Below are 26,052 nucleotides of genomic sequence, written 5' to 3'. Positions count from 1 at the left end.
CATGAAAAGCTATAGGTCACAAGGATATTGCGGTCTTTGGTTGATAAGGGCCTCATACGCTAAGGTCGAACGGAGCATGAACATTATGCCGCCCAGAGCAATTTCGTCGGCAAGCGGAGCGGCCTGAAGCCTTCCGGGAGGTCCGGCGCAGCGTCCCAAGCGTAAATGCCGGTGAGATTGATGTGCTCCCAACTGAGCGGCGAGACGTGCTTGAGCAAGATATCGGGAATATTCCGACCATTCTGCCGCAAATGGGCGACGGCGCGGCTAAGGTAGACGGTGTTCCAATGGACGATGGCACTGACGACCAGATTAAGGCCGGAGGCGCGGAATGCCTGGCTCTCGAACGATCGGTCGCGGATTTCGCCGCGCTCATGGAAGAAGACGGCACGCTTGAGTTTGTGCGCGGCCTCGCCTTGTTGAGACCGGCTTGGCACCGCCGACGCAGGGCCGGGCTGGAATACCACTCGATCATGAATAAGGATCGCTCGATACGGCCGAGTTCCCGCAGGGCTTTGGCCAACTGACTCGGATTCGGTGACGCTGCCAGCTTTTTGAGAATCGTCGAGGGTGCAACGGCGCGCGTGCGGATCGACGCCGCCAGATGCAGCAGATCATCCCAATATTCCATGATGAGCGCGGTATTGATCTGCACGCCGATATGGTCCGCGAGGGCCGGATGGATATCGGCTTTTTCGAACGTGTGGAATTTTCGGTCCTTGAGATTGCGCAGGCGGGGCGCAAAGCGTTTGCCGATCAGGGCAAAGAGAGCAAACACATGGTCGCTAGCGCCGCCTGTGTCCGTAAAATGCTCATCGATGTCGAGGAAGGTGTCATGATCGAACAGCCCGTCCAGAACATAGGCCGCCTCGCTTTCGGTCGGACTGATCGGCAGGATGCTGAAGTAGCCGTACTGATCGGAGAGATGGCTATAGAATTTGGTGCCTGGCTCGCTGCCATAGTGCAGATTGATGTCGCCGCGCCCTGCAGCACGATCACTGGCCCGGAAGAATTGACCGTCGGAAGACGCGGTCGTTCCATTGCCCCAGAGCAGAGCATGGGGATGACGCGCATGGGCGTCGGTCACGCTTGCCTGCGCCGCCCGATAAGTTTCGGTCCTGGCATGGAACATGCGCATCCAGCCGATCTGATGGGCGCTGATCCCTTTCGATGCACCCGCCATGCGTTTCGGCCCGAGATTGGTGGCGTCCGCGAGGGTGCCGGCGAGCATAGCAGCGATGTTTTGCGGCATGTCGCCCGTTCGCACATGGGTGAACTGGTCGGCAAAGCCCGTCCACTCATGCACCTCTCTGAGAAGATCTGGCACCTCGACGAGCGGGTACATGTCGTTCAGCTCAAGATTCAGTTCCTCGGCTGCGGCGGGAACCTCGCTGGCCAGCGGCGTCACCAGCAGGGTTCCGGCCTCGAGACGGACACCCTCAAGCTTGCCGTTCCGGGCGCGGTGTGCGAGGCGTTTCAGATTGAAGTCGAGCAATTGCTGCATTTGCGCGAGCCATGCCGCCCCGTCGCGCTGTACGCCGAGACCGAGCTGGTCGGTTTCTTTGAGATCGGAGAAGGCCGGACGCGGCATAAGATGCTCATCCATCGGGCGAAATGCCCTGCTGCCTTCGACCCAGACATCTGCTGAGCGAAGCCGCTCCCGCAACGCCGCCAGCGTGGCAATCTCGTAGAGACGACGATCAGGTTTTGATCCGCTGAAGATCAATTTGCGGGCCGTCGCGCCGAGATGGGCAACCGGAACCCGATCTGGAAGGCTGCGCCGCCCATCTTCGTAGAGGGATTTGAGGGTCTCAATCGCCGCAACCAGGGGATCGTTCCGGCGAGCCGAGCGGAAAGCGAAGGTCCGTAGGAACAGCGCCGCATATTTGCGGACGTTCGCGTATTGCTCCACCGCCACAAGCAATGGATCAGGATCTCCATTTTCCACCATGGCTTCGAGAGCGGGCTTTACCTGCAAAAGACGATGCCAGCCGACGTGCCGGTTGATCGTCTCGATCGCATCCTCATCGTTGTCGTTGGCGGCCTGAAGGGCGGAAATCGTATCGAGAAACAGCCGGAGCACCTTCGCCGTCTCTTTGCGCGTTTCGGCATGGCGCTGCTTCTTGCGATTGTTGGCCTGGGAAAAGAGCCTGCCGATCAGCTTGATGAACATGGTGATCGCGTCGTCGGTCAGCTTGTGGCCGAGCTTGATAACCTGGGCGACGATCGTCGCGCGTCGACGGCTGGCGTTGAAATCAGCGGCAAGCCAAGCCGGCGTGACATCGCCCTCCCGGATCATCTGGTCCCAGCGTCCGGAATGGATACGGCCCTGCAGGCGGGGATCGATATCAAGGGTGCGAATGAAGGAGAGCCTTTCCATCATCGCGACCAGGTTGCTGGCGCCGGGTGCGTCCGGGGCCGATCGTAGCCAATAGAACCGCGTCTGTGCAATTGCAGGATCCACCTTCAGCAAATCGTCGAGGCTCTGAAGCTGCTCAGGGGAAAAGCCGGAGATCAACGCCGCTTCCGCACGCCGTCGCGCTATGGCGCGTGCCGCCAGCCCGATCCGCTCTATGGTGTCCGGCGTGGGAAGCACCACATTGCGTTCCCGCATGGTGGTGACGATTGCCTTGGCAATAGGAGACCCCTTGTCGGTTGTCGCTGCCGTTTCGATTGCGGACATCAAGGCGGCTCGCCGGTCCGGAGCTGCCGCGGTTCTCATCCCAAGATAGGCGAGGAGGTGCGAGACGTGTTCCAGTCGGGTCGGCTCTCGCCTCGCATAGGAGCTAAAGCTTTCCGGATCGGCATCCAGTTGCTCGGCGATATAGTTGAGCATTGCCCGCGGCGGTATTTCGGCCGCCATGAGCGTCCTGCCCGGATATCGCATCATGCAAAGCTGGGCAGCAAAGCCGAGTTGGTTATGTTTTCGCCTGCGCACTTCGATCTCCAGCCGGTCGACCGGAGACAGAGTATAGTGACGGATCAAACTGTCTTCATCGGTTGGCACGCCGAACAGCTCCTGTCGATCCTGAATTTTGAGAAGCTTCCGCCGGGCCATTTCTTTACTCCATGCAACATCGCGCCGATGGCCTCCGGCATGTCCGAAAACGACCGGTTCCGTACAGGGTGAAATCGCACTGTCCACAAATTAGCTTGACATAATTACGGACATGCCCGACATTTCGGACAGCCTATTCGGACGAATCGAGCTTATGCCACGCACCTTTGCCTACGTCCGTGTCTCCACGACCGGCCAAACGACTGAAAACCAGATCCAGGAAATCCAGGCCGCCGGGTTCCACATCGAGCCACGTCGCATCGTCACCGAAACTATTTCCGGCAGTATCGCCATTGCGCGGCGCCGGGGCTTCATCCGGCTCATGGATAAGCTCGAAGCCGGGGATGTGCTCATCGTGACGAAGCTCGACCGTCTTGGTCGGGACGCCATCGATGTGAGCACCACAGTAGGAAAACTGGAGGAATTGGGTGTCCGGGTTCACTGCCTCGCTCTGGGTGGTGTCGATCTCGCAAGCTCCGCTGGCAAAATGACCATGAACGTCATCAATGCCGTCGCACAGTTCGAACGTGATCTGCTTATCGAACGCACGCAGTCTGGCCTCAAACGGGCAAGATCAGAAGGAAAGACCCTTGGCCGACCAGCGCGGCTCAACGAAACGCGGAAGCATGATGTTCTTCAAGGGCTGGCCAACGGGATGAGCGTTTCAGCTCTCGCCAGAAAGTTCCAAACCAGCCGACAAACCATCATGCGCGTCAGAGACGACAGTTCACGTTCCGTTCAACCTTAGCGTATGATTTCGAGCAGCTCTTGTTCTGACCCCATATTGGCCCTGGCATCTAAAAAGCCAACAAAGAGGCCGAACAGATGACAGTGCTCAACTACACTCCATAAAATCAAAATTTGTCTTGCATTCTATGGGGCGTCCACAGATGCACCAACGCCCTCGCGAGTAACAAAAACGTTGCAACACATCCGATGCTCCCTCCGGGAGGAGGTCCTCATGGCTGACCCTTGCTGTGCCAGTCCAAATTGGCTTGGGCTCAGAACGTCAGCTTGAAGCCGACCGACATGGTGAGGGCATAGAAGTCCATGCCAGCGCCATTCGGGACGGTCTTGCGTTGGGCGTTCTTGTTGATGTTGTATATTATGGTATCGCCTTTCTCGCGGAAGTACTTATCGAAATTGCCGCCCAGAAAGAGGCTGGCGCGTTCGGTAATTTGATAATCAGCCTTGGCGCCGACCGAGATGAAGGGAATGGTACGGAAGTCCTCTTCATACACCGTCCTCGGCCAGTGATGGTCAATATCGCTTGCGTCGATGGTCAGGCCGCCGCGCAGCAGACCCGAGAGCGTCCAATTGCCGAATTTCGTGATCGATTCCGCACCAAGGAAAACGCCCGGAAAGCGCTGTTGGTAATCCATGACCGGTACGCCGTCCAGGAACTTGTCGCGATCGTCGCGGAAGCTTTTATCACTATGGATGTACGACCCGCCATAGGCCCTCCACTTCACGTTCGTGTATTTGAAGCCGCCATGCAGGTTAATGGTCGTGGCATCGTTGATCACGACGTCTCGGCCTGCTGAGATGTCAAGGTTGAGGTAGTGCTCAAGGCGGGTGTCGGGGTGGATTGACTGATGCGACCAATCCTGTTCGGCAAAGCTCGGCGCAAGGGCGAGCCAATCATAGTCTTTCATATGGCTGTTGCCAGAGAAACCGAAGGCAGCGTTGGCTGAGATGATCCAGTTGTTCCAGGCCTCCGCCTTGAGGCCGGTGGTCAGAACCGGCGCGCCGGTTTCCCAGATCAACTTGCTTACATGATTGCCTTTATAATCGTAGACAAGCTCGTTGCCCTTTAGCCAAGTGTAGCCGACGCCACCAATGAACACGACGCTACTGTCTGGAGCAGCATAGATGGTTTGATCCTCCGCCGTGGCCACGGTCGACGTGGCGCAGAACGCGCCAAAAGCAAAAATCGTAGATGATGCGCAGCGTTTCACGAGGCAGCTCCTTGAAGAATCCTAAACTTGCTGAAAATTGAGGTGTCCTGCGGAGCCCAGTGGGACCGAAGTTTCTCTGGTGAATTCGAGAGGCACGCGGCGGCCGTTTTTTGGAGGATCATCCCACGTCTGCCCCGTCGTGGCGTGGTTCGCGCATTCGGCCATCGGCGGCGTCATAAGGCTCTCTCCTGACTGGTCGTTCCAATAACAAACTTCTAGCAGCCCTAGCTGACAGCAGCCTGAAAGCTCCCGGCGATTGCGCGACGGAGATCCTGCCGGGAGCATGAGGTTTTGTGGGGCAGTCACATTGAAGCCGACCAAACGGCGTTGTCACGTTGTTTGCAATGTGGGCGCGTGAGGCCGATACCGCGCATTTCAGGCAGGCCGTGCACTCACGGCTTCCCACGCGGCCATGGCTTGGCGTCGATGGGTTCGGATTTGTGCGGCGGAGCGGTTGGTCTGGGATGGGACGAAGAGATTTCGGACGGCGGAGAAGATCGACACGAAATGCTGCAATGAGCCGACCGACCGGAAACCCTGTCGCGTTCGTTCCCGTTTTCGGTACGGCAGGTGGGGGCCGGAACAAGAGCTGTTCAGAATCTTGCGCTAAGGCCGAACGGAAAGTGAACGCCCGGATGTTCGCTGTGGATACGCCATTTGTCTCCTGTACCGCTAGGCTGCTTTGGACCGAGGCTTGGCCACTACCGTTCTAGCGTGGAGTGGAAAGTGGCCAGACGTGCGCTTCTCAAAGAACACGAACGAAAGACGCTACTCGACATTCCGATCGACGAAGACAGTCTGATCCGCCACTATTCTCTTGCGCCGGCCGATTTGCTGGAAATCCAGCTACGGCGGCGCGAACACAATCAGCTCGGCTTTGCGATCCAACTCTGCTTGATGCGTTATCCCGGCCGGCCACTGTTGGCTAACGAGGTTCCGCCGAAAGCTATGCTTGACTATGTTGCTGGGCAAATAGGTGCAAGCTCGACCGCATTCAGGTTGTATGCCCGTCGTGAGGAGACCCGCAGCAATCACATTGCTCATCTCCTAGGTTATCTACGGAAGCGAAACGCAACTGCCGAAGATCGGCGTGCCGCCTTGCTGACGGCAATCGAGATGGCCTCAACAACAGACGCCGGTGCTTCGATAGCTGGCGCCATTGTGGCGGAGTTCCGCAATCGAAATTCGCTGCTCCCGGCAGCCAACATTATCGAGCAGATGGGGATCGCGGCTCGCGCTATCGCTCGTCGGCGTGCGGAAAAGACGCTGATCGAAGGCCTTTCGTCTGATAGGCTGCAAGACCTCGACCGTCTTCTGGAGGTTGACCAAACGATCGGGCAGACGCGCTTTCATTGGCTGCGCTCGGCGCCAGATGCGCCAGGTGCCTCAAACCTGGTCGGGCTGACCGAACGGATCGCCTTCCTGCGCAAGCTGGAAATCGATCCGAAATTGCAGGCGCGGATATCATCTGGACGGTGGGACCAGATGATCCGTGAGGGTAACGCCACGCCGGCATGGCTGGCCAACGACTTCAATGCCAGTCGTCGACACGCGCTGATCGTGGCGCAGGTCATCAAACTCAGCCAGAAGCTCACCGACGATGCTGTGACGATGTTCATCAAGCTGATGGGAAGGCTGTTCTCTCAGGCCAACAACCGTAAGAAACAATGGCACATGGATTGCAGGCCCGATACCGCCAAGGCGCTGCGCATGTTCCTCGACACGATCACTGCCTTGCAATCGGCGAACGACTACGGCCAGAATGCATTGGAGGTCCTCGATCAAGAAGTTGGCTGGCACCGGTTGCTCCGAATGAAGCCTGAACTTGAGTCGATGGTCGAGGACAACGAGGCATCGCCATTGACCTTGGCGGCTGAGCAATATGCGACCGTCAACAAATATGCCGGTGCGTTTCTGCAGGTGTTCACATTCCGCTCGGCGCGTCGCCACGATCCGCTTCTTGTCGCAGTAGATGTATTGAAACGCCTCTATGCCGACAGGCGACGAACGCTCCCGGATCGCGTTCCTGTCACTCATCTCAGTCAAGCCGATCGAAAGCTCATCTTCGGGCAAGATCAGCCTGACCGGCGTCTCTATGAGATCGCCACGCTCGCGGCTTTGCGGGACCGGCTTAGATCGGCGGACATTTGGGTCGACGGCAGCCGATCTTTCCGGCCGATCGACGAGCATCTTATGCCGCGGTCAACATTCACCACCATGAAGGAGGAGGATCGCCTTGGACTGGGCGTCCAAGGTGACGGCGCGCAGTGGCTTGCCGAAGCGCGTCAGATGCTCGACTTCAACCTGAAGCGCCTCGCGCACAGAGCACGGTCCGGAAAGCTCGAAGGTGTTCGTCTTGAAGCCGGAACGTTGATTGTTATGCCAACGGCTGGCGAGGTTCCCGCTGCAGCCGAGGAACTGAACGCCGAGATCAGCGACATGTATCCGCTGGTCGAGGTTCCTGACCTCCTGAGGGAAGTGCACGATTGGACCGGCTTTGCGGATCACTTCACGCATGTCCGCACGGGTGACTCTCCGAGGAATATCTCAGCCATGCTGGCCGGAGTTTTAGCGGATGCGACCAACCTGGGGCCAAAGAGAATGGCGAGCGCATCCAAGGGCATCAGCGCTCACCAGATCGGCTGGATGCGTACGTTCCATGCTCGGTCGGAAACCTACCGCGCGGCGCAAGCGTGCATCACCGATGCGCATACCCGGCATCCGCATTCTCGACTTTGGGGCAACGGAACGACCGCGTCATCCGACGGGCAGTTCTTTCGCGCGAGTGATCGAGCCGCAAAGCGCGGCGACATCAATTTGCACTATGGCAGCGAACCCGGATCGAAATTCTACAGCCATCTGTCAGATCAATATGGTTACTTCAGCATCCTGCCCATCAGCCCGACCGAAAGCGAGGCGGCCTATGTGCTTGATGGGCTGTTCGATCAGGACACGATCCTCGACATTCAGGAACACTTCACCGATACAGGCGGTGCAAGCGACCATGTCTTCGGACTGTTTGCCTTGATCGGCAAGCGCTTTGCGCCACGGCTACGCAACCTCAAAGATCGGAAGTTCCACACCTTCGAGAAAGGCGATACATATCCGGCGCTGTCGAACCATATCGGGGCATCGATCAACGCAACTCTGATTCTCGATCATTGGGATGATCTGCTCCATTTGGCGGCGTCGATCACGACGCGATCAGTGGTGCCGTCTACAATCCTGAAGAAGCTGTCAGCATCATCGAAGGAAAGCCAGCTCGCAAGGGCGCTACGGGAACTTGGCCGGATCGAGCGATCGCTGTTCATGATCGAATGGTACTCAAGTCCAGCGCTACGCCGGCGTTGCCAGGCCGGCCTCAACAAGGGTGAGGCGGCGCATAAGCTGAAGCGCGCCGTCTTCTTCCACGAGCGTGGCGAAATCCGTGACCGATCGTTCGAAAGCCAAGCCTTCCGCGCCTCCGGTCTCAACCTCGTCGTCAGCGCCATCGTCCATTGGAACACGGTCTATATCGAGCGGGCCGTCACCCACTTGCGCAAAATGCGTCGCGAGATTCCGGATCACCTGCTCAAGCACATCTCGCCGCTGAGCTGGGAGCATATCAATCTGACCGGCATCTACACATGGGATAGCGATCAGCATCTGCCGGAAGGGTTCCGGTCGCTAAGACTCCCGGTTGGGCTACGGCGCGCCGCATAAGTTCTCACTCCGTTCGCTCTTAGCGCAAGATTTTGAACTGCTCTTGTCCTGACCCCTAACGGCAAAGCAGGTAGGCCGCGTCGAGGATGAAGGCGCGCTGCGCGATGCCGTGCTGCTCACACGGCCGGGCGATTTTTTGTCCGTCGGTCCCGCCGGATCGATGCTGTTGGCTTGGCGCCGGCTGGCAGCCCGGCCCGGGGACGAATTGCTGACGGAGAAAAACCTCGCTGCGGTGTTGGAAGAGTTCGGCTACGCCCCGGATGACGATGTGGTCAGCGATCTGGCGGATGATATCCGCCAACTCGCCGCCGGCGCTGGTATGGTCGCAGCGCTGACCGGCACATTCATGGCCGCCGAACGCCACGGCTTGGGGCGCGCCCTTGGAGCCTGGCTCGCCGACGCGCTGCTGGCGCAACGGCTGGGTTGGGCCCACGCTATGCCGCTGCTGGGCGCCGAGGCAGCCTTGGGGACAGGCGCCCGCCTGCGTCGATCGGCTGCCAGTTCTCTGGCGACAGGCATTGAGACAGATCCTGAGCGTGCGAAAGGCCTGCTGGCCGCGCAGGCGCGCGCCGCGCTGCGCGCGATTGATCTTTCCGCCGAGTTCGAGCGCCGCGCCGACCGGCTGCTTGCCGTCGCGCCGAAACTCAGAGCCAAGGCAGCGGACGCTGTTGTCGACAAGCTCCTGTCCGACGATGCGATCGTCGCATCGAAGCAGATCGCGGGCATGAGCGATCGCGGCCTACGCCGGTTATTCGACCGCCTGATCGAGCTCGGCGCCGTCCGCGAGCTGTCCGGTCGTCCCACATTCCGCATCTACGGGCTGTAACGATTATGGTGGAGGCAGCACGCAGGCGAGGGGGGAGCCGGTCAGATGACCGTCGATCAGCCGACCAGTTGTTTGACCGGGAGCTGGATCACCTGCCGCCGGAAGCGCGCTGGCGCGAATGGATGCATCGCGTCGAGGCCACGATCTTTGCGGCCAGCGCACCGGTAACACGTGATATCCTCGCGCGTATTGTCGCCAAAAACTGCAGCATCGACCTTTTGATCGATGACATTCGCGAGGATCTCCGCGGCCGGCCCTATGATCTCGTCGCCGTCGCCGGCGGCTGGAAGCATCTGACGCGGCCGGCCTATGCCGACGTCATCCGTGCCGCGGTCGGCGGCAACGAGCGAGCCGTGGATTTGACGCAATCTGAAGTGCTGGTGGTGATGTGTGTGGCGTACTTCCAGCCGATCACACGCGCTGAGCTTTCTTCCTTCTTCGGCAAGGAGATCAGCCGCGATCTCATCGGTCATCTGCGCGGCGCGAAGCTGATTGCGTCCGGTCCGCGCAGCCCAACGCCGGGTGCGCCCTACACCTATGTGACGACCAAAGAATTCTTGCTCGAGTTCGGCCTCGACACGCTGCGCGACCTGCCGGATTTCGAGGCTTTGGAGGACGCCGGCCTGCTGTCGAAGGAAAAGCTGTTGTCCGGCAATATTCCTATCGTCCGAGGCGATCTGACTGAAGATGTCGATGAAATCGATAGTAGCAAGCTTGAACCGCCGTTTGAGGCACCGGACTAGTCTAGGCCCCCTGCCGGGGCTGTAGCAGATTGATAAGCACGACCGAGTCGCGCCGACCTGCTGCGTCGCACGGTAGTACCGGCCACGAGGAAGCCATCCAGTCCTCAAGCATGTACTAGGCGATGCTTCCCGAGATGTTTGGCCGGGCCCGGACGAGGTATGGGCTGAGTCGAAGACGTGCTTGTGGTTGGCGGATCGGGCCTAGCCGCGCCGTAAGCGGTCGTGAGGCTTATGAGGCGAACTCAGTCGAGGCTAAAAAAACTGGTCGAGATACTCGACTCTTCTGGGCTATCGTAATGTTGATGCGAAGATTCGTGTCCGAGTCGTAAATTGATTGAGGCTGCAGCGTTCGAGGCACCATCAATTGTGACGGTCATTTATCTAGCAATGATAACTGTTCATCGAGAATAGCTAACACCGATTTGAGGCTTGGCATGTGGGCCGACGCGGAAACAGACTCGGATTTTTTGAACTATTCTGAAGTTGCGGAGCTTGTTGCCGAACTGATTTCAGATCCGCATCTTCGACCCCTATCCCTGGGGATCTTCGGAGGATGGGGCACCGGCAAGTCCACCACCCTCCGGCTGGTAGAAGCTGAGCTCGCAAAGACCAAGGACAAATACCTTGTCGTCAAATTTGACGCGTGGCTCTACCAGGATTTCGATGACGCTCGCGCGGCGTTGATGGGCGTGATTTCTTCGGCGCTGATCGACGCATCGCCTCCCACATTGAAGAATAAGGCAATCAGCTTGCTGGGGCGGGTTAACAAGCTGCGGCTGCTTGGTCTTGCAATCGAAGGGGGCGCACTCGCATTCGGTGTTCCGACCTTCGGCGCCATCACGAGGGGTGTTGAGGCCGCCGGGAGTGCTTTCGCAGGTAAGGCCGGCGAGACGGATGTCGAAGCCGCCAAAGATGCCATTTCCACGGTTGGCGAAAAGGCACAGGGATTACTCAAACCGGCCGAAAACCGAGGTCCGCCGGAGGAAATCGATGCATTCAGGGTCGAATTTGGCGAAGTGCTCAAGGGCCTGAACCGGACGTTGGTTGTCTTCATTGATAACCTCGACCGTTGTCTACCGGCCAATGCCATACATACCTTGGAGGCAGTGCGTCTCTTCCTCTTCCTACCCAACACAGCATTTGTGGTTGCGGCGGACGAAGACATGATCCGCCATGCGGTGTCGCAGCACTTCAACAATCCAACGCAGCGCCACATCGCGGACTATCTTGATAAGCTCATCCAGATGCCTATTCGCGTACCTCGCGTAGGTGTCCAGGAAGTTCGTGCGTATCTTTTCCTATTACTTGCTGGACGAGGGAGCGTCTCGGCCGAGGACGTAGAACGGTTGCGCTCCTACCTCATTGAGAAACTGCGCCAATCCTGGAAAAAGGACGGGGTGTTCACCGTAGAGGACGTTCTTAAAACGCTACCCCAAAGGCATGGCGTAAGACTAAGGCGTTGGCGAAGGGAAAGCCTCGAATTCGCACTGCGCTCGGGCTGCATCCCGAGTTGGCAGGTGATCGAATTGGCGAGCTCGCGTTGTTTGAAGCCTTGGCGACCGAAACAAGGTACTTCGGTGAAATCGGGCTCGACGGCTCGCCCCAGTACAAACCCACACAGGAACTCCAACTGCGCGCGTTCGAATTCATCCTGCGAACGGCATCGACGATGGGAGGGAAGATTCTCTCAATCCATAGCAGACGTGCTGCAGGAGACGTACTCGACGCACTCGCACGGATTCCGTCGTCTGGCACCCCAGTGCTCCACTGGTTTAGCGGAAGCAGCAAAGAGCTACAGCGAGCCATTCGTCAGGGGTGTTGGTTCAGCGTCGGGCCAGCGATGCTTCGAACCACTAATGGCCGTACCATTGCTCAAGCACTACCGAGGGATCGCGTGCTCACCGAAACAGACGGCCCTTTCGCAATGGATCGTAGCCGCCCTTTGCAACCGGTAGACGCTTGGATGGCCGTCGAGGAATTGGGTCGCGTTTGGAACCTGGACTCGGCAGCCATGCGTTATCAGCTCAGAGAAAACCTGCGAGTTCTTTCAGCATCAATACCCGACCGTTCTGGCGACGAATGAGGGGGAGCCTCTCAAAGGCTCTGGGCCGAACCGGATGTTTCCGCTCGACAGGGCACGAAGTGGACGACTTTTACGAACTTGACGAGCTTGACGAATAGAGCCATATTTGGGCCAAGAGGTGCGAAATGGCCAACATCAAGACCCAACCAAGCAGGCGCGACTCCAAGCGGTCGCACCGAAATTCTTCACAGGCGATGCTCACAACCGCATTCATGACGAAGGCGGAAGGAGTGGCGTTGCCCAAGGGCGTCGCCGGAGTCACTTTCCGCGCGCCGCGCAACATTGTCGAGGTAATTTCGGCAAGGCCAAGCAAAGTGAAAGCACTACTCGCCGGTTATGGCAAGGCGATGGCCGAAAGCCAGGCGGCGGGTCGAGCGGTGAGTTTCCGAGTTAAGGTTGACCCAACGGGCGACACTACCGTCATTCCGATGGAAGAGCCGATGGCAGATACCGCCGACGATTTGGCGGAAGCGCTCGAGGAGGCACGTGGCCGCGGGAAAGTGCAGGCAGCATCTATCCTTGCTCGAGAGGACATGCTGAGCGCGGATAAGTTCGCCGTGCTGCTAGGCACCAGTCGAATGACGGTCAACACTAAACGGCAAAACCACCAGGTGCTGGCTCTCGATGGCGCCAAGCGCGGCTTTCGCTTTCCGGCCTGGCAGGTAGGGGAAGACGGAAAGCCGTTTGCGGCCCTTCCGCGTCTCTTCGAGCGGCTAGGCGGCGGCCCTTGGTCCGTTTATCGATTTCTCGTCCAGTCCCATCCAGAGCTCGACGGCCTGACCGGTCGCGAGGCTTTGCGGCGTGGCAAAGCGGATGAGGCGCTAGCAGTTGCCGACAGCATTGCCGACGGCAGCTTCGCCTGAGTGCCCGGGCTAGATCCTCCGTCGGAGTTCGCGGCTGTCGCGCTGGATACCGCTAAAGTCGATGCAGGCGCGCAATTCGGGCGCATCTTCTTCACGCGCTTCAAGGACCCGCTAGGATTCGGCAAGAGCCCAAGCCGGTTCAGCGATCCTCGCCGCCGTGCGACTGCCATCCTGCCGTCTTCTGTGTATCGCGTCAGGTACTCCCACTGGTTCAGAGTGTAGGACACGGCGTCGCCGATCTTGCTATCGGGCAAGACCTTCGGCGCGATGTCGTCGAGCCATATCTTGAGAGCATTGAGGATGGGAACGCTGTGTTGCTGGCGAAAGCGGCGAATGCAATCGGCTTGTGTTTCGCCCTTGTCCGGCTTTTCGTTCCGCGCTTGGCCTTCAACCCGGTAGAGCTGCTCGAAGAACTTGAGCGCCTGCTCCGGCGGACCGCCCCCCTTCTTTCTTGCCTTGAGGGCATCGACGAAGCGACGTCTGGAATGGGCCATGCATCCCACATGGGTGGCCCCTGCCAGCGTGCGCCATGCGGTATAGCCATCGCTCATCAGTATGCCGCGGTAATCGCCGAGGAAGGCCTGCGGATAAATCTGGCCGCGACCCGGTTGATAATCGAGCAGCACGATCGGCTCGTTACTCTCTTCGCCGCTCCGGTATGCCCACATAAATGATGTGCTGGTGGCCTCCCTGTCCTTTTCCTTCAGGACCTGGACGGTGGTCTCGTCGCCATGGATGAGTGCTTGAGACCTGAGCCGCAGCTTCAGTGCGTCATAGATGCGGGAGAGATGCTTCTCGCTCGATCCGATCACCCAATGCCCCAGAGCGCCGCGGCTGACGGGCACGCCGGCTCGCTCGAATGCCTGGCTCAAGCGGTAGAGCGGCGTGCCGTCGACGTACTTGTGAACAAGAGCAAATGCCAGTGTCGAGGCCGTGGCGATGCTGCCCGGCAAGGGCTGCGCGGGCATCGGCGCGATCACGACCGGCGTATTGATGCCGGTGCGGTCGCAATGGCGGCAGGCATACTTGAAGCGCACATTCTGCAGGACCTTCGCCTTCACCTCGATATGAAGCTGCTCGGTAATGGCCTCGCCCATGTGGTGCATCCGGTGACGACAGCAAGGACAGGCCTTCTGATCTTCGGGAAGGTCATACTCGACGCGCTCGCGCGGCAGGTGTTCCGGGAGGGCCTTGCGGCCACGCTTCTTTGCCTCCGGCTTTTCGGTGGACGGAAAGCCGGTGTCCGGCAGGTCGATGACATTGCCATCTTCGCTGCCCGCGTCGTCTTCATCGGCAACCTGTTCGGCTTCATTGAAGAGGCGATCAACGTGCTTTTCGCTCTTGGGCGCAAAACGATGTGAGCGCGCCAGCGCCAACTCTTCCTCGAGCTTAACCACGCGTTCTGCGAGCTGACGGTTCTCCGCCTGCAGCACAGCAATGCGCCGCCATCAATTCCTCAACAGTCGGTTCGCCAGGTCGATTCATCGTAGTTTTGAATCTGAACCGCACCGACGCGTCAACCGCACAATTCGGGAGCCGTCAGCCCGCAACCTGATATTGCCGCACCGGATGGCGCACCATTGCATCGATGTCGATGCCGTCGAGAATCCAATGGAGCTGCTCGGGTCGTCAGCGTAACCACCGCCGTCTCCCGGCGTGGCCATCGGAACCTGTCTTCGGTCAGCCGCTTCAGAACCAGCACGAAGCCGGACCGGTCGAAGAACAAGAGTTTCATCCGGTCGCGCCAACGACCGACATTCTACATACGGTTTTCGTTTTGCGACGATCGCCTATCCGTGGCATCCACTATTCGGCTGCAAGGTGCAGGTCTCGCGTTATCGGCGCGGCAAGACCCTGATGTGCATCTATACGGACGAGCGTCCCGATCACCTCTCCCGTGAGTTGCCGAACTGGATGTTCGACGAGAGTTATTGCAGCGGAATGAGGCTTGGACCACCCGAGATAAGCATTGATGGCCTGAATGAATTGGGGGCCGCGTTGGCGTCGTTCGGCGCGACTCAGGCAGGAGGCGCAAGCTCTCGTCCTTCGAGGAAGAAGGAGAAGGGTGATGCGAAACAGGCGACATCAAAATCGCGACCAACTCGTTTTGGAGTTGGAGCGTCAAAATCGTCAGGTTCCGGTGGTCAAGAACGTCAAAGGACTGGTGGAGACGCTGGCGGATCTTCTGTTGGAGGCTTTGGAAGCGAGCAAAACGGCGAAGACGGGAGGCGTAGATGAACACGAAGATCACGTCTGACCATCTGGGCCGCGCCGCGGTTGTCTATGTCCGCCAGTCAACCATGGCGCAAGTGATGGGCAATCTCGAAAGCCAGCGCCGGCAATATGATCTGGCTGGTGCCGCCGCAACGACCGGGTTTGCATCGGTAACTGTGATCGATGATGACCTTGGACGCTCAGGCTCAGGCAGCGTGGAGCGACCTGGGTTTGAGCGGCTTGTCGCGCTGGTCTGCTCAGGTAACGTAGGAGCGGTCTATTGCATCGAGGCATCGCGTCTGGCGCGCAATGGGCGGGACTGGCATCATCTGATCGATCTGTGCGCGCTCACTGGTACGCTGGTCATCGATCCAGATGGCGCCTTTGATCCAAGGCTTGTCAATGATCGTCTGCTGCTTGGGCTGAAAGGCACGATGGCGGAGTACGAACTGAGTTTGATCCGTCAGCGCGGCATTGCCGCGCGCGATTCCAAGGCGGGACGCGGGGAGTTCCGGTTCATGTTGCCTCCGGGCTTCTGCTGGAGTGAGGCGGGCAAGATCGAGATCGATCCGGACGAACATGTGGCGGAGACGATCAGGCTCGTCTTTGACAAATTCCGGGAACTGGGAAGTGGGCGACAAGTCTTTTTGTGGCTGCGGTCGGCCGATATCAAGATGCCCGTCGTCTTGCGCAACGTGGAAGTGCGCAAGCTCGTCTGGAAGGCGCCAGCTTATCATAGCGTCATGCAGATCCTCCACAATCCACTCTACGCGGGCGCCTATGCCTTCGGAAGGCGAGCACAACGAACGTTGATCATCGATGGTCGCGCTCGCAAGGCCAACGGGCTGCGCAAGCCCAGGGATGAATGGAGTGTATTGCTGCGCGACAATCATCAAGGTTACATCACCTGGCGGGAGTATGAAGAGAACCAGAAGCTTCTGACCGAGAACGCACACATGAAGAGGAATTGTGATCGCAAATCGGCGCGTGGCGGTCGTGCGCTGTTGACGGGACTGATGCGATGCGGCCGCTGTGGCCGAATGATGCGTGTCTTCTACGGCAGCGCAAAGGGCAACGCGCATCGCTATCAATGCCGCGGCGACGACGCTCGTGTGGGTCTCGGGCTTTGCATCGGAATTGGCGGCGTGAGGGTCGATCGTGCCGTGGCCACTCAGATTCTGGAAGCGGTTTCGGATCGCGCTGTCGAAGCGGCGATCTTCGCCTCGGATCAGGTTGAGCGGTCCGCAAGAGATGTTATAGCGGCAATTGAGCGGGACCTTGAAGGCGCACGCTATGAGGCGTCACTGGCCGGACGCAGATACGAGCTGGTCGATCCGGCCAAACGTCATGTCGCACGCGAACTGGAAGCCCGTTGGAACGATGCACTGGAACGTGTGAGCGTGCTTGAGCGCAAGATCGAAGAATTGTCCGCGCTGTCGGCAGCACGTCCAGCAATTGATCGTGGCCGGCTTCTACAGCTTGCCCATGACTTACCGACAGCCTGGAATGCACCGTCAACCGATACGCGGACAAAGCAGCGGCTCATCCATATTCTGGTCCAGGAGATCATCTGCGATCTCGACGATACGACCCACGAGGCTGTGCTGCTGATCCATTGGACCGGTGGCCGCCATACTGAGGTACGCGTGGCGCGTGTCAAGACTGGCCGATATCCGAGCGATATGGCCCCGCCCGCCGTAGAGGCACTACGAAAGCTGGGCGGACATTGGCCAGATCGGGAGCTCGCAGTGTCCCTCAATCGGATGCTTTGCAAGACCGGTGATGGTGAGGGTTGGACGGCGGTGCGTGTTCGTGACATGCGCGAGCGGTTGGGCATTCCAGAATATGATCCCACAAAAGCGGGCAGTCCCGTGATTAGCCTGATGAAAGCTGCCGAAAGGCTCGGTATCTGCATCGGATCGGCGAAAAGCCTTGTAAAGAAGGGCATCTTGCCCGCAACGCAAATCTTGCCGGGCTCACAGTGGATGGTTCCGATTGAAGCACTAACCTCAGAGGCTGTTCTGATAGGGGTGCAGGGTGTGGTTGGGCGACGGCCACAGATTTATGAAGATTATCAATATGATAAGGTTGTCCGATTGCCCGGACTCTAACAGAGGGAAGCATTATGAAACGCGCTGGCGACGGCGATTGCAAAAGGCAAAGACCGCAGGCGCAAATGGGTCAAGCTCCATCACCTCCTGAACCAGGACCGCAAGGCTGTTGATGCCGGCCCTAAAATCGATCGGCTCGCGGTGCAGGTAGACGTTGAGATCAGCGCCCAGTCTGAACATGGCCCAGAGCTCCAATGATCGCCGTCAACGCGTCTACATCACCGCATTCCAGCACCAGCTTCACGCCGTTCGGCAAAGACGCGCTCACCTTGGCTGGGAGTGGCGATGAGCCCATGCTTTCCGACTTCGACAGCCGCTCTTCACCACGCGCAGCAGGCCTGTCCACCGAATTGCTCTGCATAGGCAGGCTGTGGTCCGCAGCGGTGACTTGAACTGGAATGAACGCAGACGGTGCAGGTGGCGGCAAAGCACCGGCGTCTTTGGTCGTCTTTATCCATTTCCGAAGAAGGTTGGCATTGATCCCATGTTCAAGCGCAAGTCGCGATACCGACACGCCAGGCTCAAGGCAGGCCGCAACGAGCCGCTCTTTCGACGCCGGGTCGTACCGCCGGCGGCCGTTGCGCAAAATCCGCCTCACCAGCAGTTTCTGTTCATCGTCCTCAATCACTTGGTGTCCACCTCCAAAGTGGACACTTCATGCCAAAACACGCTCAATGGAAAAAGGTGCAGAGAAATTCGCGCTTTCTTAAGAAACACGCGTGGAGTGAGGAGAAATCGTCCCATGATTGCTCCTGAGCAAGTCCGACCCAGTGTGACCGGTTTGGGTCGATACGTGGCGCGGCGGCTTGGGCAGGAGGGCCCAGCCTCGCGAGTGACCGTTAGAAAGGGTGAAGATGGTACATGGGTCTCCTCAGGTAGGCATTGGTGCCGCAGAATCGGGCGGTCGGGATAGGCAACCTGCAGCCCAATCAATCTCCTCTAGCGTCTTTGTTGGCAGTGGTACGCTCGCAGTTAGGTGCGCTCAGCTGGTAACGGAGATGGGCCACGTAATTGGTGCGGCCCTGTGTGGCGACGCCATATTCGCGGAGTGGGCGGCTCGCGCCAACATCCCCCGCATGGCGAGTGTTGAAGAGCTCTGCTCTCTTTTGAAATCCGAGCCGATGGATTGGATTTTCTCGGTTGCCAATCCGTTCATATTGCCGGTGGATGTGTTCGGGCGGGTGCGTCAAGGTGCTTTCAACTACCACGACGGTCCACTGCCACGATATGCGGGAACGCACGCGACGTCCTGGGCGCTGCTGGCGCAAGAGACCGAATATGCCATCACGTGGCATCGTATCGATGATGGTGTTGATACGGGTGACATCGTGGTTCAGCGCCAAGTGCTGATTGCGCCCACCGATACGGCGTTGAGCTTGAACCTCAAATGCTATGAAGCTGCAGTCGAGGGTTTCCGCGAGCTTTTGACTGGCCTCAAGAACGGGAAGCTTACTGGCTATCCGCAAGCGCTGGTGAACCGAAGCTATTTTCCCAGACGTCGACGCCCAGATGCGGCAGGCTGTCTGCGATGGGATCGATCCGCGCAAGACCTGTCAGCGATGACGCGTGCCCTAGACTTTGGGCCATATCATCCCAATCCAATGTGTCTGCCCAAGGCTCTCGTAGGCGATGAGGCTGTCACAGTCAGACGCCTGGAGGTGTTGCCCCGACGATCGGGCGTTCCGGCAGGTTGCCTGCTTGAAATCCACTCCAGCCACTGGCGTGTGGCGACAGGTACGCAGGATGTCGATGTTTGCTTTGGCGGCCCCGATGGGCAGGTGCTGGACGCGCGAGCCCTCGCTAGGCACTCCAATCTGGATGAAGGTAGTCGCCTTCCGATCTTGAGCGATGAACAGGTGCGGAGCATAACTGCCACCCATGAATTGCTGGCGCCTCGGGAGGATTTTTGGCGACAGCGGCTAGAGCAGTTTAAAACATTGCAGCTTCCCTTCGTGTCGTCGTCCGTAGCTGAGACGCCGCCCAGATGGCAGTCGAGTTCGGGGGACACTCCAAGTGCTTTGGCTAAGCTGTCGCCAATTGATCGCACGGAATACTTGGTAACGGCTTGGCTGATCTATCTCGCCCGCATCACGGGAGAAACAGGGCTTCAACTGGGATGGACGCCTGCATCGGATGAATCGCAAGCTGGCTCCAAAGCGGTGGAGGTGTTGATCGCCTCTGTCGTGCCGATGGAAATTGCCATTGACCGTGCACATGATTTTGAAGAAATGCGCAAAACGGTGGCGGCCGAATGCGCTCAGCTGAGGGCGCACGCTAGCTTTGCCCGGGATCTTATCGCGCGCTGCCCGACATTGCGAGGTGTGGAGGCGCTACGGTCGCACCAGCCCTGGCCGATTGGCATCACAATCACGACAGACAGCTGTTCCGTCGCTGGCGATCTGAAGACGAGCCACAGAGCTGGGCCAGCCCTATGTGGCGATTTGCTGACCTTTGAGGTTTGCGCTCTGGATGGGAGCTTTCGCTGGCATTTTGATGCCAGTCGGCTAGCGCCGAAGCAGATCGACCGCATGACGCAGCATTTGCAAACTTTGTTACATGGTGTGATGGCCGATGCGGGGCAGCCGGTCGGCCGCATCGACATCGTGCCGGCCGCCGAGCGGACGTAACTGCTGGAGGATCTGAACCGGACGGCGGCGGCCTATCCTTCGGAGCGGTGCATCCACGAGCTGTTCGAGGCGCAGGTGCGCCAGGCGCCGGAGGCGGGGGCGGTGGTCCATGAGGACGAGCGGCTGAGCTATGGCGAGCTCAACGCGCGGACCAACCGGCTGGCGCATCATCTGATCGCACTGGGTGTGAAGCCGGACCAGCCGGTGGCGATCTGCCTGGAGCGCAGCCCGGCGATGGTGGTGGGGCTTGACACAGTCGAGTTTTGGTTCAGCGAGCAGCGCGACCTGCCGGCGGCCAAGCGCTTCTTCAGAAAGGCGCTGGAGCGTCATGGCCGACCGGATCGCGTCATCATCGACGGGAGCCAGACCAACCACGAGGCGATCGTTTCCTGCGACACCACAAATCGCTTGCAGGATCGCTCCCGGCGCCGGCTGAAGCCGATCCGCATCCGCCGGAGCCAGTATTTGAACAATCGGATCGAGCAGGACCATCGGCGCATCAAGCGCCGGGTCCGGCCGATGCTCGGCTTCAAATCGACGGCCACCGCAGCCACCATCCTGACCGGCATCGAAATGATGCGCAAGCGACAGGCGAGGTACGCCTTCAATCCGAATCCGTCCTTGGCCAAGCAGTTCGAAATCCTCGCCGGCTGATGGACCTCGCATCAGGCCTCTCTGCGCCCCTATTCAGCCGTTGCAACAAAACCAGTGAAACCGCACTCGTCACGAAGCCGGTCGAACACCCGCTTGGCCGTATGGCGCTGCTTGCGCGGCACATTCACGTCCTCATCAAGCCAATGATCGATCGTCGAAACAAACACATCCAGCTTCGGACGCCGGATCGGCGACCGGCGCTGATAGCCAGGCGGCGTCGAGTAGGACAGCATCTTGGCCACGCTGTCGCGCGATATGTTGAAATGCTTTGCAGCATGACGCCGGCTCATCCCTTCCGAGCAAGCCAGTCGAACCTTCAGATATAATTCCACGGTGTAGATCCCCAGGCCCTCCTGCATTCGTCGCAGAAGGGAAATAGGTGGCCGGCTTTTACGCCGCCCGAAGCGGGACGATCCCGCCGCTACCGTGGACTATTTTTTGCACCGCCGCTCTCACTTTACGGCGCCGTTTCGATCCTGTGCAAACAACACTGTCGCTATTGACCCAAACTGTCGACTATCGAACAGGGCGCACCATAGCGAAACGTGTTGCATTTCGTGCGCAGCCCTCAACGCGAAAAGAAGGAAAGAAGGAAGAGCGCGACGTGAAGGTGCGCCGGCCCAACTTTAGTATCAGCGCGCAGCTACGTCCTCAGGATGGCACCTCTCTTGCACATCAACCTTGGGAAGCCGCTGTAACAGTTTTGCCCCCAACCAACGGAGATGACATGGCAATTGGCCCAGTAGTACGGGATTGCCTTTCGCAGCGACTCGTAAGAATTCTCGGCTCTGTTGTTGATGCCGTGCGCGCGGGGTGCTCGACATTCGGCATGACCTGCCGTAGCCGCTCCACGGAAAACGCTGCTTGTCGGTGATGATGCTTTGGTGTCAGGCCCTCTTGCACATGGTTAGCAGGCGCCTGTCGGCATTTCGCGGCGGCTCTGGAAGATACGCCGAGAACGTGTCTATCCTGATCAACAGTATAAAGCCCTACCGCATGGGGACAATCTCGGCGGTAGAGCGCTGGCGTTTGTAGCTGGTGTGCATGAACCAGCGTCTACTCACCTCCTCACGAGAAGTTACCCGTGACAACGCCCCAAATCAAAGACCCGGGTGGGACATTTTGGACAACGCACTTAAAAAATATCTTTCTGCCGAACTCGCCCGCGGAACCATATCGGTTGAAATCGATCGCAGCCTAATGCCCCCCGATGCAACGTTCGGGTTCGCGGAGCGCATCAATCCCAAACGGTCTTTCCTGTTCGCTTCCAAGCTGCTTGGCCGTCACAGTCCCGTTCGGCCTTCGCTGATGCGAAAGACGTACAAACTTCTGGCCGACCAAATTTCACCCGATCTCGAAGGGCCAATCCTGTTCATAGGCATGGCCGAAACTGCTGTCGGGCTGGGAGCGGGCGTGCACCAGCAATATTCAGAACAATATGACCGGCACGACACCGTTTACATTTGCACCACCAGACACGCACTAGGTTTGCCCCTAATCTGTGAATTCCAGGAGGAGCACAGTCACGCCCCAGAACATCTCGTACACTGGCCGCTCGTGCCAGTCCTGGTCTCGATGGTCAAGAACGCCCGGACGCTTGTGTTAATTGACGATGAAGCGTCGACCGGAAAAACATTCGGTAATCTGTTCGCAGCTCTGCCTGCCAGCATCAGGTCGAACCTTCGAAATACGGTTCTCGTTACCCTTACGGATTGGTCAGATGGTGCTGTCGAACAGATAATCGCAGCCAACGTGAAGCGCGCGTCAATCCTTTCCGGGAGGTATCGCTGGGATGCAAACGGTTTGAACATCGACGCGCCGGAAGTGCCATCTGTTGAGAAAAACAGGGGTAAAGTCATTTCGCCTGACAGGGATATCAACTTGGCTCGGTTGGGTGTCTCCCGGCACCATCTTCAACTGGATGGTGAGGCGGCATCGTCGGGCGCTACGCTGGTCCTTGGTACAGGAGAAAACATTTGGCAGCCGTTCCTGCTTGCGGAAAAATTGGAGCTGGAAGGAGCTAACGTCCACTACTCATCGGTTACCCGATCACCGATTTCAGTGGGTCACGCGATTGTAACGAAACTCGCATTTGAAGACAATTACGGCGGGCATGTGTTTAATTATCTGTACAATGTCGTCCCGTCAGAATACGTCAAAATCCTCCTGTGCTCCGAGACGAGTGAAGCGAATATAAGTTCTAAACTCATGCACTTCTTGGAAAGGGTATCATTAGTACGGCCTAAGAGAGTACCTCCTCATTAATCATTATCATCATACCAACATTCACATCGTTCCAGCCGCACACCATAGCTTGAAGTTACGGCAAGTGGCTGCAGAAGGAATTACATTGTTGACGATGACGAGTAAAATACTTTCTGGTACGTATCGTAGTACGGACGTCACTTTTCTTTTGAAGCTCGTAACTTTGGAGCCAATCGACGACGCGTCGAAGGAAACGGCGATACAGTCCGGCCTACGCCATTATTCGGAAATGATTTCTTTCGAAAGCGCGCCCGAAGCCGGCTACATGGCGATATTCTACGAAGCGATGTCAGTTGGCGCTGCGAGAATGGGACGCGAGGTAGCAGCTCTCGCGCGGTCTATCTCAAATCAAATTAAAGGCCCGATCACGTTGGCGAGCCTCGTTCGGGCCGGGGTGCCTTTGGGTGTTCTCCTCAAGCGTGCGTTGTCGCGCATGGGAAAGGACGTGCAACACTTTGGCATTTCGGTCATACGGGACCGCGGAATTGACAGTAATGCAATGCGCCACATCATCGAGCGGCGCCCCATTGAAGGTCTACTGTTTGTTGATGGCTGGACCGGCAAAGGCGCCATCTCCACCGAGCTGGAACGGAGCTTCCATTCGTTTTCTGCACAGCCGCCCAAGCTGGTGGTTCTGTCTGACCCCTGTGGCCGGGCATGGCTTGCGGCGTCGGCCGAGGACTGGCTCATTCCATCGGGAATACTCGGGAGCACCGTGTCCGGGCTGATCAGCCGTTCGATACTGAACGAGGACGTCATAGGTCCGGAAGATTTTCACGGTACAGTCCTATGGGATCACTTGGTGTCTCATGATATCTCAGCTGCTTTCGTGGATAATGTATGGGCACATGCCGTCACCGCGTTAGACCAAACTAATGATCTCGCGCAGCGGATGGACAACGACCGCTCAAGCCATCAGAGACGATCGCGGGAGGCAATCAATCGAGTTGCTGCACAGTTCGCCGTCGAGAATATTAATCGGATCAAGCCAGGAATTGCGGAAGCCACGCGAGCAATTCTGCGCCGCAAGCCTCAAGTTGTACTCCTGTCTTCCGTTGAGGACGCGGACCTGGCAGCGCTACGGCATTTGATCCGGGAGAGGAAAGTCCCCTTCCAAGTCGTCCCGAAAAATATCCAGCCATATCGCGCCATTACTTTGATAAAAAAGGTTTAGAACTTTGATTCTATCGCATTTTGGTCAAACTTCCAAACCGCTCAACCAGGATCGAGCGTGGGCCAAGCGTTTCGATTCATCCGGCTTGCTGATAGGCGGTCGTGAGTGCAACTCTTGATTAGCGGACAGAATATCATTTTTGCGATTATAACAGGGCTGGCCGTCGTTTCGAGGGGGGCGGTTGGCATAAATGTGAACGCAAAACCAAAGTCATCTGCCCGGGATCTTTCCGAGTTGACGAAAACGGATTCCAAACATGGATGACGGATCGAGTGCATTGCCTGATCAACCCATCAAATCCGCAGATCACGCCATGCAGCCAATCGTCTTTGCCGATCTGGATGACACATTGTTCCAAACGCGTGCAAAGTGCCCGAAAGGCAGCCAGCATAAACTGGCGCTAGCTGCGATCTCCTCGAACGGACATCATTCCATGATGACGCCGCGCCAGGTTGCGATGATCGATTGGCTGCTGGGTACGTCACAAGTCATTCCCGTCACGGCACGTGGCACGACGGCCTACGGGAACGTCAAGATCGCGTTCAACAGCTATGCAATTGTTGCCAACGGCGCTGTCATCCTTAAGCCGGACGGTGCGCATCTGAAGGAATGGCACGATGTCATTTCTAAGGAACTGATTCCTCACAGGGGGGCACTGAACAAGGTACTTGAAATAGGTCGGCAAGGAGCCGCAGCTGGCAAAATGTCTGTTCGTTCGTGGATCGTTGAAGAAAGCGAGATGGCCACATACGCCGTTTTCAAAGAAAATAATGGTGATGGCAAGAGGCTGGCGGAACTGAAATTTGAGTTCGACGATGCGGGTTGGATACGGCATCACAACGGAAACAACTTCGCGCTCATTCCCCCGCCGGTTTCAAAGCGCCGGGCAGTAGAGTTCCTCTTGAAGAAACTCCGGTCGGAGTCTGAAGATAGGCCAGCGATCGGATTCGGTGATAGTGCAAGCGATCTCGGCTATCTCAATTTGTGCGACTGGTGGGGTGCGCCATCGCGCTCGCAGATTTCGGCGATGCTGAACGAGCCAACGAAGACGTTTTTTGCGGGCATTGCTTGAAGAGAAAACCATGTCCAGGCTCCAGTACATTATAGGGACACAGATATACGGTAGCGATTATCGGCGAAGATTGCCGCCACCTGCACCGTCTGCGTTCATTCCAGTTCAAGTCACCGCTGCGGACCACAGCCTGCCTATGCAGAGCAATTCGGTGGACAGGCCTGCTGCGCGTGGTGAAGAGCGGCTGTCGAAGTCGGAAAGCATGGGCTCATCGCCACTCCCAGCCAAGGTGAGCGCGTCTTTGCCGAACGGCGTGAAGCTGGTGCTGGAATGCGGTGATGTAGACGCGTTGACGGCGATCATTGGAGCTCTGGGCCATGTTCAGACTGGGCGCTGATCTCAACGTCTACCTGCACCGCGAGCCTATCGATTTTAGGGCCGGCATCAACAGCCTTGCGGTCCTGGTTCAGGAGGTGATGGAGCTTGACCCATTTGCGCCTGCGGTCTTTGCATTTTGCAATCGCCGCCGCGACCGGATGAAACTCTTGTTCTTCGACCGGTCCGGCTTCGTGCTGGTTCTGAAGCGGCTGACCGAAGACAGGTTCCGATGGCCACGCCGGGAGACGGCGGTGGTTACGCTGACGACCGAGCAGCTCCATTGGATTCTCGACGGCATCGACATCGATGCAATGGTGCGCCATCCGGTGCGGCAATATCAGGTTGCGGGCTGACGGCTCCCGAATTGTGCGGTTGACGCGTCGG

The 26,052-nt window shown here is 58.1% G+C and carries 16 protein-coding genes and 8 pseudogenes; 17 read left to right on the top strand and 7 right to left on the bottom strand.

The annotated features are described in order from the left end of the window. Positions 1–83 precede the first annotated feature (83 nt). Positions 84–3,058: pseudogene (locus BPNPMPFG_RS36785) on the bottom strand (Tn3 family transposase). 154 nt (positions 3,059–3,212) lie between these two features. Between BPNPMPFG_RS36785 and BPNPMPFG_RS36780 the strand changes: the two are divergent. Then, the gene (locus BPNPMPFG_RS36780) at positions 3,213–3,806 is read left to right on the top strand and encodes a recombinase family protein (protein ID WP_183465506.1); all 594 of its coding nucleotides are present in this window, start codon (positions 3,213–3,215) and stop codon (positions 3,804–3,806) included. A 253-nt stretch (positions 3,807–4,059) separates the two neighbouring features. Here the strand turns inward: BPNPMPFG_RS36780 and BPNPMPFG_RS36775 are convergent, their stop codons facing one another. Next, positions 4,060–5,016 carry an omptin family outer membrane protease gene (locus tag BPNPMPFG_RS36775; RefSeq protein WP_258598723.1) on the bottom strand — a complete coding sequence of 319 codons (957 nt, stop codon included), beginning with the start codon at positions 5,014–5,016 and terminating at the stop codon, positions 4,060–4,062. Between the two features lie 726 nt (positions 5,017–5,742). Here BPNPMPFG_RS36775 and BPNPMPFG_RS36765 point away from each other — a divergent pair. The 6 genes and pseudogenes from BPNPMPFG_RS36765 to BPNPMPFG_RS36740 all read left to right on the top strand — a co-directional run bounded on the left by BPNPMPFG_RS36765 (position 5,743) and on the right by BPNPMPFG_RS36740 (position 13,233). Then, positions 5,743–8,718, top strand: a complete 2,976-nt coding sequence (locus BPNPMPFG_RS36765; RefSeq protein WP_258598722.1) for a Tn3 family transposase — start codon at positions 5,743–5,745, stop codon at positions 8,716–8,718. A 58-nt stretch (positions 8,719–8,776) separates the two neighbouring features. Then, positions 8,777–9,544: pseudogene (locus BPNPMPFG_RS36760) on the top strand (DUF1403 family protein); the annotation flags it as partial. Between the two features lie 5 nt (positions 9,545–9,549). Next, positions 9,550–10,287 carry an SMC-Scp complex subunit ScpB gene (gene scpB / locus BPNPMPFG_RS36755; RefSeq protein ID WP_258598721.1) on the top strand — a complete coding sequence of 246 codons (738 nt, stop codon included), beginning with the start codon at positions 9,550–9,552 and terminating at the stop codon, positions 10,285–10,287. Between the two features lie 434 nt (positions 10,288–10,721). After that, a pseudogene (locus BPNPMPFG_RS36750) lies at positions 10,722–11,582 on the top strand (KAP family P-loop NTPase fold protein); the annotation flags it as partial. Positions 11,583–11,746: 164 nt separating this feature from the next. Then, positions 11,747–12,370 carry a Qat anti-phage system TatD family nuclease QatD gene (gene qatD / locus BPNPMPFG_RS36745; protein ID WP_258599066.1) on the top strand — a complete coding sequence of 208 codons (624 nt, stop codon included), beginning with the start codon at positions 11,747–11,749 and terminating at the stop codon, positions 12,368–12,370. A gap of 125 nt (positions 12,371–12,495) precedes the next feature. Then, positions 12,496–13,233 carry an XRE family transcriptional regulator gene (locus BPNPMPFG_RS36740; RefSeq protein ID WP_258598720.1) on the top strand — a complete coding sequence of 246 codons (738 nt, stop codon included), beginning with the start codon at positions 12,496–12,498 and terminating at the stop codon, positions 13,231–13,233. Positions 13,234–13,394: 161 nt separating this feature from the next. On the opposite strand, the pseudogene tnpC reads toward BPNPMPFG_RS36740, so the two are convergent. Both tnpC and tnpB (BPNPMPFG_RS43370) read right to left on the bottom strand, forming a co-directional pair. Continuing rightward, a pseudogene (tnpC, locus tag BPNPMPFG_RS36735) lies at positions 13,395–14,718 on the bottom strand (IS66 family transposase); the annotation flags it as partial. Between the two features lie 31 nt (positions 14,719–14,749). Continuing rightward, complete coding sequence (gene tnpB, locus BPNPMPFG_RS43370; protein WP_413776940.1) at positions 14,750–14,968, bottom strand: IS66 family insertion sequence element accessory protein TnpB; 219 nt, start codon at positions 14,966–14,968, stop codon at positions 14,750–14,752. 333 nt (positions 14,969–15,301) lie between these two features. On the opposite strand from tnpB (BPNPMPFG_RS43370), the gene BPNPMPFG_RS36730 reads away from it, so the two are divergent. Both BPNPMPFG_RS36730 and BPNPMPFG_RS36725 read left to right on the top strand, forming a co-directional pair. Beyond that, entirely contained in the window at positions 15,302–15,490 is a 189-nt protein-coding gene (locus BPNPMPFG_RS36730) for a hypothetical protein (protein ID WP_183465755.1), read from the top strand. Continuing rightward, entirely contained in the window at positions 15,468–17,558 is a 2,091-nt protein-coding gene (locus BPNPMPFG_RS36725; protein ID WP_258598638.1) for a recombinase family protein, read from the top strand. Before BPNPMPFG_RS36730 ends, BPNPMPFG_RS36725 begins: the two co-directional genes overlap by 23 nt. A gap of 12 nt (positions 17,559–17,570) precedes the next feature. Here the strand turns inward: BPNPMPFG_RS36725 and tnpB (BPNPMPFG_RS36720) are convergent, their stop codons facing one another. Together tnpB (BPNPMPFG_RS36720) and tnpA are read right to left on the bottom strand one after the other, a co-directional pair. Further along, positions 17,571–17,738, bottom strand: a complete 168-nt coding sequence (tnpB, locus tag BPNPMPFG_RS36720) for an IS66 family insertion sequence element accessory protein TnpB (protein ID WP_258598719.1) — start codon at positions 17,736–17,738, stop codon at positions 17,571–17,573. Then, complete coding sequence (gene tnpA / locus BPNPMPFG_RS36715) at positions 17,719–18,183, bottom strand: IS66-like element accessory protein TnpA (protein WP_258599064.1); 465 nt, start codon at positions 18,181–18,183, stop codon at positions 17,719–17,721. The genes tnpB (BPNPMPFG_RS36720) and tnpA overlap by 20 nt, the downstream gene beginning before the upstream one ends. A gap of 373 nt (positions 18,184–18,556) precedes the next feature. On the opposite strand from tnpA, the gene BPNPMPFG_RS36710 reads away from it, so the two are divergent. The 3 genes and pseudogenes from BPNPMPFG_RS36710 to BPNPMPFG_RS36700 all read left to right on the top strand — a co-directional run. Next, the gene (locus BPNPMPFG_RS36710; protein ID WP_258598717.1) at positions 18,557–20,185 is read left to right on the top strand and encodes a formyltransferase family protein; all 1,629 of its coding nucleotides are present in this window, start codon (positions 18,557–18,559) and stop codon (positions 20,183–20,185) included. Between the two features lie 75 nt (positions 20,186–20,260). After that, positions 20,261–20,419: pseudogene (locus BPNPMPFG_RS36705) on the top strand (AMP-binding protein); the annotation flags it as partial. Between the two features lie 15 nt (positions 20,420–20,434). After that, positions 20,435–20,839: pseudogene (locus BPNPMPFG_RS36700) on the top strand (DDE-type integrase/transposase/recombinase); the annotation flags it as partial. A gap of 50 nt (positions 20,840–20,889) precedes the next feature. Here the strand turns inward: BPNPMPFG_RS36700 and BPNPMPFG_RS36695 are convergent. Beyond that, positions 20,890–21,171: pseudogene (locus tag BPNPMPFG_RS36695) on the bottom strand (IS21 family transposase); the annotation flags it as partial. Positions 21,172–21,961: 790 nt separating this feature from the next. Here BPNPMPFG_RS36695 and BPNPMPFG_RS36690 point away from each other — a divergent pair. The 5 genes and pseudogenes from BPNPMPFG_RS36690 to tnpB (BPNPMPFG_RS36670) all read left to right on the top strand — a co-directional run bounded on the left by BPNPMPFG_RS36690 (position 21,962) and on the right by tnpB (BPNPMPFG_RS36670) (position 26,021). Further along, positions 21,962–23,104, top strand: coding sequence for a phosphoribosyltransferase domain-containing protein (locus tag BPNPMPFG_RS36690; protein WP_258598715.1), 1,143 nt, complete (start codon positions 21,962–21,964; stop codon positions 23,102–23,104). Between the two features lie 94 nt (positions 23,105–23,198). Beyond that, on the top strand, positions 23,199–24,278 hold the full coding sequence (locus BPNPMPFG_RS36685; protein WP_258599062.1) for a cysteine protease StiP domain-containing protein: 1,080 nt from the start codon (positions 23,199–23,201) through the stop codon (positions 24,276–24,278). Between the two features lie 256 nt (positions 24,279–24,534). Beyond that, on the top strand, positions 24,535–25,350 hold the full coding sequence (locus BPNPMPFG_RS36680) for an HAD family hydrolase (RefSeq protein ID WP_258598714.1): 816 nt from the start codon (positions 24,535–24,537) through the stop codon (positions 25,348–25,350). Positions 25,351–25,420: 70 nt separating this feature from the next. Further along, positions 25,421–25,687 (top strand): annotated as a pseudogene (locus BPNPMPFG_RS36675) (IS66-like element accessory protein TnpA); the annotation flags it as partial. Further along, positions 25,668–26,021 (top strand): IS66 family insertion sequence element accessory protein TnpB, encoded by a 354-nt coding sequence (tnpB, locus tag BPNPMPFG_RS36670; protein WP_258580693.1) that lies wholly within the window; start codon positions 25,668–25,670, stop codon positions 26,019–26,021. The pseudogene BPNPMPFG_RS36675 and the gene tnpB (BPNPMPFG_RS36670), both read left to right, overlap by 20 nt. Positions 26,022–26,052 lie beyond the last annotated feature (31 nt).

This window comes from Mesorhizobium sp. AR07 (assembly GCF_024746815.1).
Classification (GTDB): domain Bacteria; phylum Pseudomonadota; class Alphaproteobacteria; order Rhizobiales; family Rhizobiaceae; genus Mesorhizobium.
Note: the sequence above shows the minus strand (reverse complement) of the source record. Positions and strands in the feature narration are given on the sequence as shown.